Consider the following 16,247-nt stretch of genomic DNA (forward strand, 5'->3'; position numbering starts at 1 on the left):
ACTGGCGTGCGTTCTTGCAAAAGCAGGAACGCACCGCGCGGAAGGACTCCTGCTTTCGCAGGAGATCACGAAGATATCAGCCAACCGGCCGCCGCGCGCGCAAGGCCTGCGCCAGCGTGCCTTCGTCGAGGTAATCCAGCTCGCCCCCCACGGGCAGGCCATGCGCCAATTGCGTCACTCGCAGCGGGAAGGCTTCGAGCCGCTCGGCGATGTAATGCGCGGTGGTCTGGCCTTCGAGCGTCGCGTTCATCGCCAGCACCACTTCGTCCACCCCGCCCTCTTCGACGCGGGCGAGCAATGCGGCGAGATTGAGATCCTCCGGCCCGATCCCGTCCAATGCCGACAGCCGGCCGCCGAGCACATGATAGCGCCCGGGAAACAGCCGTGCGCGGTCCAATGCCCACACGTCGGCGACTTCCTCCACCACGCACAGACTGCGCGCGTCGCGGCGCGGATCGGTGCAGATGCCGCAGGGGTCGCTTGTGTCGACATTGCCGCAGGTCTGGCATTCGACCAGCGTTTCGGACACTGCGGCGAGTGCCTCCAGCAGAGCGGGCAATGCCTGTTCGCGGTGCTTGACCAGCCACAGCACCGCGCGCCGCGCCGAACGCGGCCCCAGACCCGGCAACCGGGCAAGCGCCGAACTCAACGCCTCGATCTCTTGCGATGCCATGGGGGGAGAGATAGGGGCTGCGCTTCGCTTAACAAAGGCTGCGGGCAAGGCTTATGCGCATCATCTTCATGGGAACGCCCGATTTCGCGGTGCCGGCGCTGCGGACGCTGCACGCAGCAGGGCACGATATCGCCTGCGTCTACACCCAGCCGCCGCGCCCGGCAGGCCGGGGCAAGCAATTGCGCGCTGCGCCAGTGCAGTTGGCGGCAGAGGCGTTGGGGCTGGCGGTTCGCTCGCCCAAGTCGCTGAAAGGCGCGACCGAGCAGGCGGAGTTCGCGGCGTTGAACGCCGATGTCGCGGTGGTGGCGGCTTACGGGTTGATCCTGCCGCGAGCGGTGCTGGATGCGCCAGCGCATGGCTGTCTCAACATCCACGCCAGCCTGCTGCCGCGCTGGCGCGGGGCGGCGCCGATCCACCGCGCAGTGATGGCGGGTGATGACGAGACCGGCGTCACGATCATGCAGATGGAAGCCGGGCTGGATACCGGGCCGATGCTGCACAAAATCACGGTGCCGATCGATCGCAAGACCACCGGCGCGCTGACCGAGGAACTGGCCACACTGGGCGCGGCGGCGATGGTGGACGTTCTGGCCGATTATGCCGCGTTCCTGCCTGAACCGCAGGACGACAGCGCGGCAATCTACGCCCCCAAAATCGACAAGGCGGAAGCGAAGATCGAGTGGGATGAGCCCGCAGCCGTGATCGAACGCAAAGTGCGCGCTCTCGCCCCTTTTCCCGGCGCTTGGTTCGAGCTTGGCGATGAACGGGTGAAACTGCTTCTGGCCGAAACGGTGGCGATTCCCCGCGAAGGCGGGGACCTCGTGCCATACGCGGGAGGCTCCCGCTTGCGCGGGAGCGCACAAGTTGGCGAAGTTCTGGACCCAGAATTCACCATCGCCTGCGGAGAAGGCGCAATCCGGCCCCTGATGCTCCAGCGCGCGGGGAAACCAGCGATGCCGCGCGCCGACTTCCTGCGCGGGCGGGCGGTGGCGGCGGGAGCTATCCTCGCTTGACCCGCTTCGCGCTCACCCTGGAGTTCGACGGGACGCCGTTCAGTGGGCTGCAACGCCAGTCCAATGGGCCGAGCGTGCAGCAGAGCATCGAAAACGCACTGCACCGGATCACCGGGGAGCAGGCGGCTCTGCACAGCGCCGGGCGCACCGATGCGGGCGTGCATGCGCTGGGGATGCGCAGCCATGTCGATCTGGAAAAGGACATCGCCCCGTTCCGCCTGATGGGTGCGCTGAACGCGCACTTGCGTCCCGACCCCATCGCGGTGACCGCCTGCGAAGTGGTGCCGGATGACTGGCACGCGCGCTTTTCCTGCACCGGGCGGCGCTATCTCTACCGCATCGTCAACCGCCGCGCGCCGCTTGCCCTGCTGCGCAACCGCGCGTGGCAGGTGGCGACCCCGCTCGATGCCAAAGCCATGCACCGCGCCGCGCAGGTGCTGGTCGGGCGGCACGATTTCACCACCTTCCGTTCGGTCAATTGCCAGGCTGCCGATCCGGTCAAGACACTCGACCTGCTGAGCGTCGAACGGGTGGATGAGGAAGTGCACATCCACGCCGCCGCACGCAGCTTTCTCCACCATCAGGTGCGCAGCATGGTCGGTTGCCTCAAGCTGGTCGGCACCGGCACATGGGACGAACTCCGCCTCGCCGCCGCGCTGGCCGCGCGCGACCGCAGCGCGCTTGGGCTGAACGCACCATCGCAGGGGCTGTATTTCGTCGAGGCAAGCTATCCGGACGACTTGCCGTAACGTCACCCTAGCCATCGCGGCATTGCGGGCGTAGCGAGACAGTCCACTCCGGAGCTCGATTGCCTCGTCGCCTTCGGCTCCTCGCAATGACGAAACACGAGAGGACACCCAATGACCACCACCGGCAAGCAGCTTTTCACTACCCTCACCGCCGACGGCAAGCTGACGCTGGAGGTGGCGGAAAGCCAGTTCCCCGCGCCCACCGGCAATCAGGTGCTGGTCAAGATGGAGGCCGCGCCGATCAACCCGTCGGATCTCGCGATCCTCACCAGCGCCGCCGATTTCGAGACTGCCGAATACACCCCGGGCAAGGTCGTCGCGACGATGCCCGAACCCTTCCTGTCAGGCCAGAAGGGCCGCCACGGCCAGCGCCTGCCCGCCGGTAACGAAGGCGCAGGCACGGTGATCGCCACCGGCGACAGCGACATGGCGAAGGCGCTGATGGGCGCGCGGGTCGCCTGCGTTCCGGGCCATGCCTTCAGCCAGTATGCCATTGCCGAGGCGATGATGTGCATCCCGCTGGGCGATAATTCAGCTGAGGAAGGCGCGTCGAGCTTCGTCAACCCGATGACCGCGCTGGGTTTTGTCGAGACCGCCAAGATGGAAGGCCATGATGCGATCATCCACCTCGCCGCGGCATCGAACCTCGGCCAGATGCTCAACCGCATCTGCGTGGAAGACGGCATGAAGCTGGTCAACATCGTGCGCAAGGACGAGCATATGGAACTGCTCAAATCGCAGGGCGCGACCCACGTGGTGAACTCCTCGGCCCCGACCTACATGGCCGATCTGCGCGCCGCGATTAAGGAAACCGGTGCGTTCCTCGGCTTCGATCCGATCGGCGGCGGGCAGGCCAGCGACGGCGTGCTGAAGGCGATGGAACAGGTCGCCGCATCCCAGATGGACGAGTTTTCGCGCTATGGATCGAACCAAGACAAGAAGATGTACATGTACGGGCGGCTCGACCTGTCGCCCACCATCCTGACGCCGTCCTACGGGTTGCAATGGAGCATTTCGGGCTGGCTGCTGACCCCGTTCCTCCAGCGCGCAGGCATGGAAACCGTGGTGCGGATGCGCACGCGGGTGCAGCAGAATCTGACAACCACCTTTGCCTCGCATTACAAGGCCAAGGTCAGCCTCGAAGGGATGCTGGAGAAGGACGCGATCTGCGATTATCGCCAGATGAAGACCGGCGAGAAGTATCTGGTCACACCCTGGGGGTAACTAATGCGCGAGCCCCCGCGCTGACGGGGGCCGCCATTGCACCGGTGGCTTGAATGACAGCTATCGGGTGGTTGGCAGATAACGCCGTGCAAAAAATAGATGGATTGAGCGAAGGGCTAATTCAGGATTTGTGTTGACAGGAAATTGGAGACGCAATGATGAAGCTGACTCGCCGTCAATCACTGGCAGCCGCGCTTGTTCCCCTATTGCCTACGGTTTCGTGTGCGGTCGACGAAGCTAGACCTGACGGGCTCGTCTCACCTGATTTGGAATTAGCGCTCAGGCCTTTTGATCCCGCCTATTGGCCGGGGCCGATCTTGCCATCGACGCAGCGGGAGTTGGCACCGATCATGCAGCAAGCGGCTGCTGCAATGCGAGAGCGAGATCTCGCCTTGATCGAACGCAAGGTCGGCATCGTCATCAACGCATTAGGACGCTATCGTGGTACGCCTGAAGTGCTTCCTCCGTATGGCAGGCCGATCAAATTTTCGGCACCGGATATCAGATACGTAACCAATCTTGTCACCAAGGATTACGAAGCCTTCGCTGCGCGCGGCCCGTGGCGCGATCCCAAGCAGCGATCCACGAGTCCTACAACGCGTTTGCGTATTACCGGTAGGGCTGCCGAAGCCATGATCAGGCTCCATTTGGCGGGCCAAGGGCAAGACGGCCTTTTTCTACAGGAGGCGACCAAGGCACTCGACTATGCCATATCAGTGCAGGCGCCGAATGGCGTGTTCGGCTACCCTTACATCGCGGAAGGCGGTTCTGGTGTCGCACGCGAGGCCGCCGATCTCGTCAGGAAACAGCGCGCATCGGGAAATGAATTAACTCACAAAGGTTGGATCATCGATGATCTGAATAAGGGGGGATTAGAGTTCGACAACGCGATCATCGGGACAACATTGCTGTTGGCCAATGAGGTGGCGCCGCGACAAGATTACGTTGAGGCAGCTTTACGAGCCGGCGAATGGGCTTTGCCAAGGCCCTTCGTAATCAACATTAACTATAACACGTTGAGTGCTTTTTTGTTTGCACGCTTGTTCCGAGTTACTGGCGATCAAAAGTGGCTTGAAGGCGCAAAAGATATCTTCCGCTATGTGGTTCTGCCGACACAGCTGAACAGCGGACGATGGTTTGATCCGCACAATGCCCGCATTGAATACCATTCCATTATTCTGCGGCATGGCCTCGAACTTCTGCAGGCCCTCGCGGTTGCAAATGACCCGATGCGAACTGTCATGGAAGACAGTCTCAGGCGCGGTCTTGATAATCTTGCGGCGCAAATTGTGCTTTTTGGTTCTTCCAACACTGAAGAATTGCTTGCCAGCGAAGCACTGATTATCGGCGAAGCGCTACTTGGAGAAAATCGGCTTTGGAAAATCGCGACGCATATCGACATCAACTTTCTTGTCGATCACTTAGCCACTGCACTTGCGGCCCGCGGCCTACCCATCAGCCCACCACTGGCCCTACTCGTTCAGCAGGCCAGCGCCCTGCCAGCCACTTCGTCTTTCGAGCTGTCCCTGATTTGACCGTCGCAAGCTGAGAAGAACGTTATTTTCCTTCCACCTTCCAGAACAGCTGGGCTGGAAACCCACTTCAACTTGACTGAAGGATCCGGGATCGACACCGGAACTTCCACTTCCACTTCCAGTTAACAGCCCAACGAAGCTGCAGGGCAGGTTTTGGGATCATGCTCGATCACTGGCAACGGCTCAAAGTAAGCATTTGCTGGCTACCGCCAATGCCTATTCGTGCCGCAAGGCGTCGATCGGATCGAGCTTCGATGCGCGGCTGGCGGGGTAATAGCCGAACACGATGCCCATGCCGGCCGCGAACAGGAAGCTGACGATATTGATGAACGGATCGAACACGAACGGCACGTCGATCACCGCCGCGAGCCCGACCGAGGCGAGGAAGCCCAGCCCGATGCCGGCCAATCCGCCCAACGCGCACAGCACCACCGCCTCTGTCAGGAACTGCAACCGCACTTCGCGCGCCAACGCGCCGATCGCCAACCGGATGCCGATCTCGCGGGTGCGTTCTGTCACTGAAACCAGCATGATGTTCATGATCCCGATCCCGCCCACCAGCAGGCTGATCGAGGCGATCACCGCCACCATCGCGGTGAGCGCGCCCGTAACCGCGCCCAGCGCCTGATTGACCTGGGCTGTATCAATCACGTTGAAATCATTGGGCTGCGCGCCTTGCAGCAAGCGCCGCTCGCGTAGCAGGTCCACCAGCGAGGTCTGGATCACGGCGGGCGCATAAGCGGCATCATATTTGGCCACAAAGAAATCGAGGTTGTCATTGCCGCGGAACCGCCGTTGCACGTTCTTGATCGGCATGTAGACCGCATCGTCGTCATCCGCGCCGCCCCCGCCTTGCCCGCGTTCCTCCACCACGCCGATGACCATGCACGAAACATCGCCGATCCGCATGCGTGCGCCCACCGGGCTGGTGCCCGGCACGAAGATCGCCTCGCGCACCTTCTGGCCTAGCAGGCAGACATTCTTCCCCGCCAGTTCCTCGTCCCTCGTGAACGGCCGGCCCTGCTCGATCTCGATCGATTGCGCCGCGAAGAACGAATTGCTCACGCCCTGCACCCGCGTGTCCCAGTCCTGCCCGTTATAGAACGCGGTGGCGTTCGCGGCGACATTACCGGCTGCAATAGTCACCCCGGCAATCTGCTGTTCGACCGCGCGCACATCGGCCTCGTCAAATGGGCGGATCGTACCGCGATCGGTGCGCACCGGGAACACGATGAAATTGCTCGCGCCGAGCGAGGAAATCTCCTCCTGCACCGAGGCGGTGACACCGTTGCCGAGCGTCACCATCGTCACCACCGCCGCGACCCCGATGATGATGCCCAGCGTCGTCAGGATCGAGCGCAGGATATGGCGGCGGATTTCGCGCAGCGCCAGCAGGAGCGTCGATCCCAGCATCAGGCGGGCGCCCCGTCTTCGGCGTGGCTATGCACACCGCGCTCGATCCGTTCGACCACCCCGTCGCGAAACCGTACGATGGTTTTGGCGAAGGCGGCCATCTCCTCCTCGTGCGTGACCATCAGCACGGTAATGCCTTCGCCGTTGAGCCGCTGAAGCAGCTGCATTATCTCGACCGAGCGCTCGCTGTCGAGGTTACCGGTCGGTTCGTCGGCGAGCAGCACGTCGGGCTGCGTCACCAGCGCCCGCGCGATGGCGACGCGTTGCTGCTGGCCGCCCGAAAGTTCGGCAGGTGTGTGGCTCGCCCACGGCACCAGTCCGACCTGATCGAGCGCGCGCATTGCCGCTTCGCGCCGCTGCGCCTTCTTTTCGCCGCGATAGAGCAGCGGCAGTTCGACATTCTCGAGCGCAGTGGTGCGCGCCAGCAGGTTGAAGCCCTGAAACACGAAGCCGAGATAGCGGCGGCGCAGCAGGCTACGCTGGTCGCGGTCGAGTTTCTGCACTTCGACCCCGCGGAACCGGAACACGCCGCCAGTCGGGACGTCGAGGCAACCGAGAATATTCATCGTGGTCGATTTGCCGGAGCCTGACGGCCCCATGATCGCCACAAACTCGCCGCGCGCGATGCTAAGGTCGATTCCCTTCAACGCCTGAAAGGCGGCAGCTCCGCTGCCGAAGGTCTTGGTAATACCCTTCATCGCGATCAGCGGTTCTTCGCTCACGTTCCGGCGGCCTTGATACCGGTGACGACCTCCATGCCCGGCTCCAGATCGGAGGAACGCACCACGGTGCGCCGACCGTCGCTGCGGCCTGTCACGACCGAAACTGCACGCAAGGTGCCGTCCGCCTGCAAGACCTGCACCTGCTGGCGACTGCCGACGCCGATGCTGGCCTGCTGGCCCTGATCCTCGAGCCCGATTTGCGGGTTGAAGACACCGCCGCCCGCGGCCTCCTCCTCTTCCGGGCGGAAGCGCAGCGCCGCGTTCGGCACCAGCAGCGCCGTGCCGGTATTCTCCGTCGCGATCGTTGCCGTGGCCGTCATGCCGGGACGCAGCACGCCGTCGGGGTTGCGCACGGCGAGCAATGCTTCGTAGCTGACGACGGATCCGCCCGCTGCACTCGGCGCGGCGCCGCTGGCCGCGGCCTGCGTGGTGTTGCTGGAGGCGAGATCGACCCGTTCGAGCACGGCGGGAAAGCGGCGCCCCGGATAGGCATCGACGGTGAAGGTCGCCTTCTGGCCCGCCTTGACCTGACCGACATCGGCTTCGTCGATCGAGACGCGCAGCTCCATATTGGACAAATCCTCGGCGATTACGAACAGCGTCACGGTGTTGAAGGTCGCGACCACGGTCTGTCCGGGCTCGATCCGCCGCGCGAGCACGACCCCGTTAACCGGGGCGCGGATCACGGCGCGGCTTCGGGTGGTCAGGTTGCCTCTGAGTAAAGCATCGGCGGCTTCGATATTGGCGCGCGCGGATGCGACTGCCGCACGGTCGCGCTCGACCGCGGCTTCGGCCTGTTCGACTTCTATCAGCGAGGGGACGCGTCCATCGGACAGGCGGCGCACTTCCTCAAGCCGAGCGAGCTGAACCTCGTCGATGTTCAAGGTCGCCTGCGCCTGCGCCAGTGCGGCGCGCGCCGCGTTGAGATTGGCGCGTGACTGGGCGATCTGCTGGTCGATGATCTCGGTGTTGATCACCGCGATCACCTGCCCCCTGGTCACGCGGTCGTTGACGTCGACCAGAACGGAGTCGACCGGCCCGGTGACTTCCGCGCCGACCTCGACCTGATTTGTCGGACGCAGGTTGCCAGTCGCGGTGACGGACAGATCGAGCGATTCCTGCGTGACCTCCGCCGTGACATAGTCGGGCGGGGGCGGGTCGCCGGAGCATTGCACGACGGCGAGGATCAACACGAGGATGATAAGGCCGGGCAGCCAGTACTTCATCCAGCGCCGCCAGCGCGGCTGCGGCTTGGTGCCCAGAAACTCGTCCACGCTCGGCTGTTCGGCCGAATCGCCCGTTTCGTTCATTTGGCCTGTGTCGTTCATGGGTTGGGCCCCTTCGCCGCGAGTTCTTCAAGGCCGGCGCCGTCCGGCACCGACCATCCGCCGCCCAGCGCCCGCGCCAGACTGATAAAGGCGAGCGCGCGCGAGGCTTCGGCGTTGACCTGCGCGGTGCGGGTGCTGAGCAGCTGGCTTTCGACCACCAGCAGAGTCTGGAAATCGATCAGTCCGGCCTGATACTGGCTACGCGCAAGCAGCGCCGCATTGCGCGCGCCGTCGCTTGCCTCGGCCAGCGCAATGACCCGCACGGCGCTGGTTTCAAGATCGACGGCCGATGTTTCGACGTCCTCCAGTGCAAACAATATGCTCTGCCGCCATGCCGCAAGCGAACCGTCGGCGATCGCCTGGGCACCTTCGATCTGTCCGCGCACGCGCCCGCCGTCGAAGATCAGCTGGCTCAAGCCTGCAAACACATTGCCGGTCACGATGTTGAACAGGTTTTCGATGTTGGTCGCATTGGTGCCGACGCTGCCGGTCAGCCGCACCAGCGGATATAGCTGCGCTCGCGCAACGCCCACCCGGTCGAGATCGGAAGCCAGACGCGCTTCAGCCGCGCTGACATCGGGCCGGCGGCGCAGCATATCGGCCGGCGCGGTGAGTTCGACATCGGTCGGGGGCACCGGCACGCCGCGCGGCGCATCGGCCAGCAGGCGATAGACCCGCCCGGGGGGCTCGCCGATCAAGGTGGAGATCGCGTTGGCCACAGCGGCCAGATTGCTTTCGAGCTGCGGGATCGCCGCCGCGGTCTGCGCCCGCTGGGTACGCGCCTGTTCGACATCCAGCGTCGCGACGAGCCCTGCCTGATTGCGCCAGCGGGCGATCTGCAGGTTGTCGTCCTGATTGGCGAGCGTGTCGCGCGCAATCGCCAATTGCACCGCGATTGAGCGCGCTGTTACCACTTGGCTCGCCACCTGCGCGACGATCACCCGCTCCACATCGCCGAGCGAATAGCCTGCCGCCTGCAAATCGCCGCGCGCCGCATCGACCGAGGCGTCGATCCGGCCGAACAGGTCGACTTCCCACGAAACGTCGCCGCCGAGCGAGTACAGCACTTCGTCTCGGGCAAAATCGCCGACATCCCGGCCCGCCCCGCTGCTGGCGGTAATTGTCGGCACGCGGGCGGCGCGCGCCTGACGCAGACCCGCACGCGCCGCCCGCAACCGCGTTACCGCCTGCACGATGTCGAGATTTTCGTCCTGCGCCCGTGCGACGAATTCCGCGACCAGAGGATCGTCCAGCATCAGCCAGTAGGAACCGAGCGGGATCGCTGTCCCGCCAAGCTGCGCAAGAGCCCATTCTTCCGGAACCGGCTGCGCGATCTCCAGCGACGGCGGATCGGCGCGCGGAACAGCGCAGCCGGCCAGTGCAAGCGCGGTGCAGGCCGCCCCGAGCCCTGTGCCCCGCCATCCGGTTCGGCTGCGATCGACAGTCGCCATCATGAGCAGTCCTGTTGTTGTTGTCGGAACAAGACACGCGCGCCCTGAACGCCTTGTCGCCGCACTCCGTTAGCCAATTGATCCCGCAACGAAAACACCCCCGCAGCGAAGTTCAAATAAAATCATCACGTTGCTAACAGCCTGTCCGGCTTTGGGCAACGCAGGTTCGTCGGGTGACCTGTATCCCTCGTCGATCAAGGAGATGCGCCGGTGGCAGGATGTCTGGTCGACAGAGCTTCTCAATGCTCCATCAGACGCCTGCACCCTATTTGGCGACAGGACTCCATGAAAACTACTCAGCACGGCAGTGAGCGTTTTTATGGCAGCAAGGACAAGACCTTGCTTAGGATTTGGGTTCGATTGCGATGCAATGCTCATGTGATGAAGGATATTGACGATGCGCTACCTTTTGGCTGCCATGATGCTGTGTGGGTTTGCCAGCCCCGCCCACGCCGACGACATCACCATCGCACTTCAGGGCGTCAAGAAGGACACCGGCACGATCGTGCTGTGCCTGTGGGCCAACGGAGACCGCTTTCCCGATTGCGAGAGCGGCAAGCCGCTGCAGCGGATCGTGGTGCCCGCCAATGCCTCTTCTGCCAGGTTCGATAATGTCGCGACCGGCACTTACGCGGTCTCGGCGTTCCACGACGCCAACAACAACGGCAGGCTCGACAGCAATTTCATCGGCCTGCCGCTCGAGTCCGTGGGGATGTCGAACAACCCCAAGCTGAACGGCCCGCCGCGCTTCAAACCGGCCCGGTTCAAGGTCGCCGGCCAGACGAAGATCAGGATCCGGTTTCAGAGCCTCTAGCAGCTTCACAGGCGATGGCACCTGCCCTGCCGGCAGATCGCACCGCCCAAGCTATGGTCACAACCATAGCTTATGGCATCTGCCCGCGATTTCGTAACGGCAAGATTGCAGTCCCATGACATTGATTAGCCACGGACCTCGCGGCGGTCCGCCGGGAAAGAGCACGACCGGATCTCGCGTTGAGGGGACGGCGCAGGCCGCAACAACGCCGACATGCGGGCGTCGGGGATAGCACCGAGGGAGACGAGTGTGGCTGTAAGATATGTGGTGGCCAGCTTGCTGGCGGGTTCGATTTTGTCGCCTGCGTATGCCAGTGACGCGCAGGAGCCTCCTGCGGACGATTCCCAGGAAATCATCGTCACCGCCCAGCGCCGCGCGCAGAACATTCAGGACGTGCCGATTTCCGTCACGGCGATTTCGGGAGAGACGCTGGAGGCGCGCTCTGCCCGCAATGTCAACGACGCGGTCGGCTTCGCGCCAAACGTGGCGGTCACCACCGGGCCGACCGGCGGCAGCTTCGGGGGGTTTTTCATCCGCGGGGTCGGCCAGCTCGACAATTCGATCGCGCTCGATCCGGGTGTCGGCGTCTATGTCGACGATGTCTATATCGCCCGTCTTCAGGCCTCCTCGGTCGATCTGCTCGATCTGGAGCGGCTCGAGGTGCTGCGCGGACCGCAGGGGACACTGTTCGGGCGCAATACCATCGGGGGGGCGATCAGCCTCGTCACCAAGAACCCCGACTTTTATGACACGTCGGTGCGGGTGCGCGGCATCACCGGTTCGCGCGACCGATATGACTTGTCGGCGGCGTTCAACGTGCCGCTGGCTGAAAACGCGGCGGTGCGGGCAACGGCCTTCACCCGTAACCAGGATGGCTGGGGCCGGAATGTCTACACCGGCGACACCTTCGGCGACATATCCGAAATCGGCGGACGCCTGAAAATGCTGTTCGAGCCGACCGACACGCTCACATTCATGCTGCAGGGCGATTATCTACAGGCACGCAATTCGCCTTCGCATCAGGTTCTGCTCGGCTTCAATCCGCTGGCCGGGCTGACCATCCCTCGCCCGCCGCAGGCAGGCGGGCCGTTCTTCCGTCCCGGCATCTCGCCCACCGGCGTGCCCTTCCCGATGGGCGTGAGCGAGGATCGGTCGACCGACCGCAGCCAGAACTTCGCGTCGGTGCCGAACCAGCTCGATATCGACACCGGCGGGGTCAGCCTGACCGTCACCGCCGATCTGGGCGACCTTACGCTCAAATCGATTACCGGTTGGCGCAGCTTCGATGAGGACAGCTTCGTCGATTTCGATGCCACCGGTTTTGTCCTCTACGACAATGCCAGCATCCTGCGGCAGGAACAGTTCAGCCAGGAACTGCAATTGTCCGGGCAAATCGGCAACGTCAACTTTCTCGTCGGCGGATATTATTTCTCCGAAGATGCGTTCAACAACATCACCTTGTGCACCGGCAGCAATCAGCCGCGGCTGGTCGCCCGGTGCCTGCGTTCGCGCAACAATATCTGGCTCGACGTGGAATCGATCGCGGCCTTCGGCGAGGTCAGTTGGGACGTGAACGACTGGATCAACGTCTTCGGCGGGTTGCGCTGGACCAGCGAGACCAAGGATCAGGCGAACGATTCGGTGCTCGACAATCTCGACGGCGTGCCAACCGTGCTGCCGCCCTTCGTGATGCCGCCGCCGGGCCAAACCCGCCTGGCGCTGCCGTTCACCGAGGTGTCCGAAACGTTCACCGCCGTTACGCCGCGGATCGGGGTCAACCTGCAGGTGGCCGACCGGGTCCGTGTCTATGCCAGCTTTGCCGAAGGGTTCAAATCGGGGGGATTCAATGGCCGCCCGTCGAGCCAGCAGATCATCTCCTATGATCCGGAGGAAGCCCGCACCTACGAAGTCGGGCTGAAGGCCGACTTTTTCGACCGGCTGCTGCGGGTCAATGCGGCGGTGTTCCAATCCGATTATCGCAACCAGCAATTGCTGGTGTTCACCGCCGTTTCCGGCCTGTTCGAGACCCGCAACGCCGGCGACAGCCGGATTCGCGGGTTCGAGCTCGAAGTGGACGCGAACATCTCCGAACGCTTTGCGCTGCGCGGGACGTTGGGGCATCTCGACGGGCAGTACCGCACCTTGTCGCCGCAGGTCGCTGGCATCACGCTCGACACGCCGCTGCCGCTGACGCCGGAATGGACCTACACGATCTCGGGCGAATACCGTATGCCGCTGAACGATATGGGCGAATTGCGCGTCCGAAGCGACTGGACGTATCGCTCAGAGGTGTCCTACCAGCTCGAAAACGATCCGCTCGAGCGCCAGCCCGGGTTCGGCTTGCTCAACCTGCGCACGACCTGGCAATTGCCGGACGACCGCTTCGATATCGCCCTGTTCGGCACCAACGTCACTGACGCCGAATACCTTACCAACGCACAGGATTCCACCAGCGGCAACGGCATCGCTTTCGGCGGGATCGGAAGACCGGCGGAATGGGGTGTCGAGTTCAACATGAGGTTCTGATGACCACTCGCGTGACACGCTTTCATCCGCTGCTGGTAGGGTTGCACTGGGTCATCGCCGTGCTGATTATCGGCAATCTTGCAGCGGGCAAGCTGCTGCTCGACAATCTCGCCGATAGCGATCCGGAAAAGCTCGACGTGCTGCGCCTGCATATGCTGGGCGGGCTTGCCATCCTCGGCCTGCTGGTGTTCCGGCTGGTCACGCGGTTCGCCACCGCAAAGCCCGGCCCCGCCCACGAATCCGGTCCCCTCAAGTGGCTGACTGCAGCAAACCACGCCGCACTTTACCTGGCGGCGCTGGCAATGACGGTGACCGGACTGGGAATGGCGCAGCTTGCCGGGCTGTTCCCGTTGCTCGAAGGCAAGCCGGTGACTCTGCCTGAAGACTGGTCGGCCATCGCGCCGCACGCCGGACACGAGCTGTTTTCGGGCGTGCTGATCGGGCTGATCCTGCTGCACTTTGCAGGGGCGCTGTATCACATGCTGAAACGCGACGGCGTGGCCGGGCGGATGTGGTTCGGCAAGCGCAAGGCCGACTGAGCCGACCTCAACCCGGCCCGGTCAACCAGCGATAGGATCCGTCTTCGCGGTTGCGCAGACCTTTTTCGAGCTCGCCGTTGGCCGCAAACCAGCTAGCATCGACCGGGCGTTCGGCCCCCCAGTCCATCAGTTCGCCATGTTCGGCCAGCCGCCATTCACCGCCGCGCCGCTCGGCCCGGCCGATATACCGGCCCAGCACCTCCAGTTCGCGTCCATGCTCCGCCTGCCAGTGCCAAGTGCGCACATAGGCTTCGTAGCCGACACTGTCGCCATCCGGGGCCATCACGATGTTGCCGACATCGTGGCGGGTCGCGGCGAACGATCCCATGAAACCCATCGCCACCTCGACAAAACCGTCAGGCCCGCCGCTGTAGATCGTCCCCAGCGTCACTGTGGCATCGGGCCAGAAGGCATCGCGGATCAGCGCGGCATCCAGCCGGTCGACCCCGCGTGCATAGCGGTAGATCGCCTGCCGTACGCCTTCGGCATCCTGAGTCATGTGAGTTGTTCCTCTCGCAAACGATAGCGCTGCACCTTGCCGGTCAGCGTTTTGGGAAGCGCCGGCACGAATTCGACCGCGCGGGGGTATTTGTAAGGGGCGATGCTCGCCTTGACGTGATCCTGCAGCGCCTTTGCGAGCGCAGCGTCGCCCTCGCCGGCGGCGCAAACGACAAAGGCTTTCACGATCATGCCGCGATTTGTGTCGGGCACGCCGACCACTGCACATTCGGCCACTGCACAATGCGACAGCAGCGCGTTCTCCACCTCGGGCGCGGCGATGTTGTAGCCGGACGAGACGATCATGTCGTCTGACCGCGCGACGTAGTGGAAATAGCCTTTCGCATCGATCCGGTAGGTATCGCCGGTAACGTTCCAACCGCCCTGCACATACGTGGCCTGGCGCGGGTCGTCGAGGTAACGGCACCCTGTCGGCCCGCGCACTGCAAGCCGTCCCTCGCCCTCACCGAGCGGGTCACCGCTTTTATCGAGCACACAGGCCTCGTATCCCGGCACCACCTTGCCAGTGCTGCCGGGTAGGATGTCAGCGCCGGCGGCGGAGATGAAGATGTGCATCATCTCGGTCGCCCCGATGCCGTTGACCAGCCGGTGCCCGGTCGCAGCTTCCCAAGCGTCGAACACCGCGGGGGGCAAGTGCTCGCCCGCCGAAACGCAGGTCTTGAGACTGGCGATATCCGCGCCCTCCAGCATCCCCAGCATCGCCTTGTAGGCGGTCGGCGCGGTGAACAGCATATCGACCTTGTGCTGGCCAATGGCGTCGAGGAGGTTCGCCGGACTGCCGCTTTCCAGTGTCACCGAAGTACCCCGAAACATGAACGGAAACAGCACCAGCGCGCCAAGGCCGAAGGTAAAGGCAATTGGCGGCGATCCGCACCAGCGCATCCCCGGCACAGGCTTCAGGATATGCCGCGCAAAGGTATCGGCCGGGGCCAGCAACGCGCGGGTGTCATGGACGCAGCCCTTGGGCGTACCGGTGGTGCCGGAGGTGAAGGCGATCAGCGCCGGATCGGTGCTGCGCCCGATATACGGCGTGAAGCGGTCAGGCTTGACGGCAGCCAGCGTTTCCAGCGCGCCTGTACCGGCATCGCCATCAAAGGTTGCAGTCCAACGCAGATCATCGGCGCGCCCAGCCGCCTGCCGCCAGTCCTGCAGGGTTCGGCTGTCCACCAGTGCGTGGCTCACCTGCGCCTTGGCCAGAATTGGCGCCAGTTCGCCAGCGCGCAGCATCGGCATGGTCGTCACCGCGATCCCGCCAGCCTTCAGCACCGCGAACCAGCAGGCGATCAGCATGCAGGTGTTCGGCCCGCGCAGCAGCACCCGGTTGCCGGGCACCAGCCCGCCTTCCTCCACCAGCACCCGCGCAATCCGATCGGACAGCGACTTCATTTCGCCATAGGTCCAGCGGCCCGCATCATTGACCACCGCCAGACGCGCACCCTCGCCCTCGGCGACTGCGCTGTCGAGCAGTTCAACGGCCGCGTTCAGCCTGTCGGGATAGGCCAGATCGGGCAGGTCGAAACGGAATTGCGGCCACATGCCAGGATCGGGCAAACGGTCGGCGACGAAGGGGTCATGAACCTGTTCCACACCGTGCAGGCTAATCGCGCGCGCGCAGGCGCAGGAATAGAAAGGCGGCAAAGCCTCCCAACCAATTCTTATGGCCAAACCAATTCTTATGGGAGCCGCCGCGGAAGTGCGCTTGGCCGCGCCCCTCCAAGCCACCACCATCGCGCCGATCTGG

At 63.8% G+C, this 16,247-nt stretch carries 14 protein-coding genes; 7 read left to right on the forward strand and 7 right to left on the reverse strand.

Annotated features, from left to right (window positions below; genetic code table 11):
• Positions 1-76: 76 nt before the first annotated feature.
• Positions 77-673: a recombination mediator RecR gene (recR, locus tag J3454_RS04620; RefSeq protein WP_349512572.1), complete on the reverse strand. Its 597-nt coding sequence runs from the start codon at positions 671-673 to the stop codon at positions 77-79.
• A 53-nt stretch (positions 674-726) separates the two neighbouring features.
• On the opposite strand from recR, the gene fmt reads away from it, so the two are divergent.
• The 4 genes from fmt to J3454_RS04640 all read left to right on the forward strand — a co-directional run bounded on the left by fmt (position 727) and on the right by J3454_RS04640 (position 5,194).
• Positions 727-1,686 (forward strand): methionyl-tRNA formyltransferase, encoded by a 960-nt coding sequence (fmt, locus tag J3454_RS04625; protein WP_349512573.1) that lies wholly within the window; start codon positions 727-729, stop codon positions 1,684-1,686.
• Positions 1,683-2,435: a tRNA pseudouridine(38-40) synthase TruA gene (truA, locus tag J3454_RS04630; RefSeq protein WP_349512574.1), complete on the forward strand. Its 753-nt coding sequence runs from the start codon at positions 1,683-1,685 to the stop codon at positions 2,433-2,435. The genes fmt and truA overlap by 4 nt, the downstream gene beginning before the upstream one ends.
• Before the next feature lie 111 nt (positions 2,436-2,546).
• A complete protein-coding gene (locus J3454_RS04635; RefSeq protein WP_349512575.1) occupies positions 2,547-3,659 on the forward strand; it encodes a zinc-binding dehydrogenase in 1,113 nt (370 codons plus the stop codon).
• A 155-nt stretch (positions 3,660-3,814) separates the two neighbouring features.
• Positions 3,815-5,194 (forward strand): glycoside hydrolase family protein, encoded by a 1,380-nt coding sequence (locus J3454_RS04640; protein ID WP_349512576.1) that lies wholly within the window; start codon positions 3,815-3,817, stop codon positions 5,192-5,194.
• Between the two features lie 216 nt (positions 5,195-5,410).
• On the opposite strand, the gene J3454_RS04645 is transcribed toward J3454_RS04640, so the two are convergent.
• Genes J3454_RS04645 through J3454_RS04660 form a run of 4 tightly spaced genes read right to left on the reverse strand, consistent with a single transcriptional unit; the run spans position 5,411 to position 10,111 of the window.
• Positions 5,411-6,607 (reverse strand): ABC transporter permease, encoded by a 1,197-nt coding sequence (locus J3454_RS04645; RefSeq protein WP_349512577.1) that lies wholly within the window; start codon positions 6,605-6,607, stop codon positions 5,411-5,413.
• Complete coding sequence (locus tag J3454_RS04650; RefSeq protein WP_502878571.1) at positions 6,607-7,305, reverse strand: ABC transporter ATP-binding protein; 699 nt, start codon at positions 7,303-7,305, stop codon at positions 6,607-6,609. The genes J3454_RS04645 and J3454_RS04650 overlap by 1 nt, the downstream gene beginning before the upstream one ends.
• Before the next feature lie 20 nt (positions 7,306-7,325).
• Positions 7,326-8,657, reverse strand: coding sequence for an efflux RND transporter periplasmic adaptor subunit (locus tag J3454_RS04655; RefSeq protein ID WP_349512579.1), 1,332 nt, complete (start codon positions 8,655-8,657; stop codon positions 7,326-7,328).
• On the reverse strand, positions 8,654-10,111 hold the full coding sequence (locus J3454_RS04660; RefSeq protein ID WP_349512580.1) for an efflux transporter outer membrane subunit: 1,458 nt from the start codon (positions 10,109-10,111) through the stop codon (positions 8,654-8,656). Before J3454_RS04660 ends, J3454_RS04655 begins: the two co-directional genes overlap by 4 nt.
• 394 nt (positions 10,112-10,505) lie before the next feature.
• Here J3454_RS04660 and J3454_RS04665 point away from each other — a divergent pair, with 394 nt between their 5' ends.
• The 3 genes from J3454_RS04665 (at position 10,506) to J3454_RS04675 (ending at position 13,987) form a co-directional block, all read left to right on the forward strand.
• Entirely contained in the window at positions 10,506-10,922 is a 417-nt protein-coding gene (locus tag J3454_RS04665) for a DUF2141 domain-containing protein (RefSeq protein ID WP_349512581.1), read from the forward strand.
• A gap of 249 nt (positions 10,923-11,171) precedes the next feature.
• On the forward strand, positions 11,172-13,448 hold the full coding sequence (locus tag J3454_RS04670) for a TonB-dependent receptor (RefSeq protein ID WP_349512582.1): 2,277 nt from the start codon (positions 11,172-11,174) through the stop codon (positions 13,446-13,448).
• Positions 13,448-13,987: a cytochrome b gene (locus J3454_RS04675; RefSeq protein ID WP_349512583.1), complete on the forward strand. Its 540-nt coding sequence runs from the start codon at positions 13,448-13,450 to the stop codon at positions 13,985-13,987. Before J3454_RS04670 ends, J3454_RS04675 begins: the two co-directional genes overlap by 1 nt.
• Positions 13,988-13,994: 7 nt before the next feature.
• On the opposite strand, the gene J3454_RS04680 is transcribed toward J3454_RS04675, so the two are convergent.
• A complete protein-coding gene (locus J3454_RS04680) occupies positions 13,995-14,486 on the reverse strand; it encodes a nuclear transport factor 2 family protein (RefSeq protein ID WP_349512584.1) in 492 nt (163 codons plus the stop codon).
• The gene (locus J3454_RS04685) at positions 14,483-16,171 is read right to left on the reverse strand and encodes an AMP-binding protein (RefSeq protein ID WP_349512585.1); all 1,689 of its coding nucleotides are present in this window, start codon (positions 16,169-16,171) and stop codon (positions 14,483-14,485) included. The genes J3454_RS04680 and J3454_RS04685 overlap by 4 nt, the downstream gene beginning before the upstream one ends.
• Positions 16,172-16,247 lie beyond the last annotated feature (76 nt).

Origin of the sequence: Erythrobacter sp. NFXS35 (assembly GCF_040148725.1) — a bacterium.
Taxonomy (GTDB): domain Bacteria; phylum Pseudomonadota; class Alphaproteobacteria; order Sphingomonadales; family Sphingomonadaceae; genus Erythrobacter.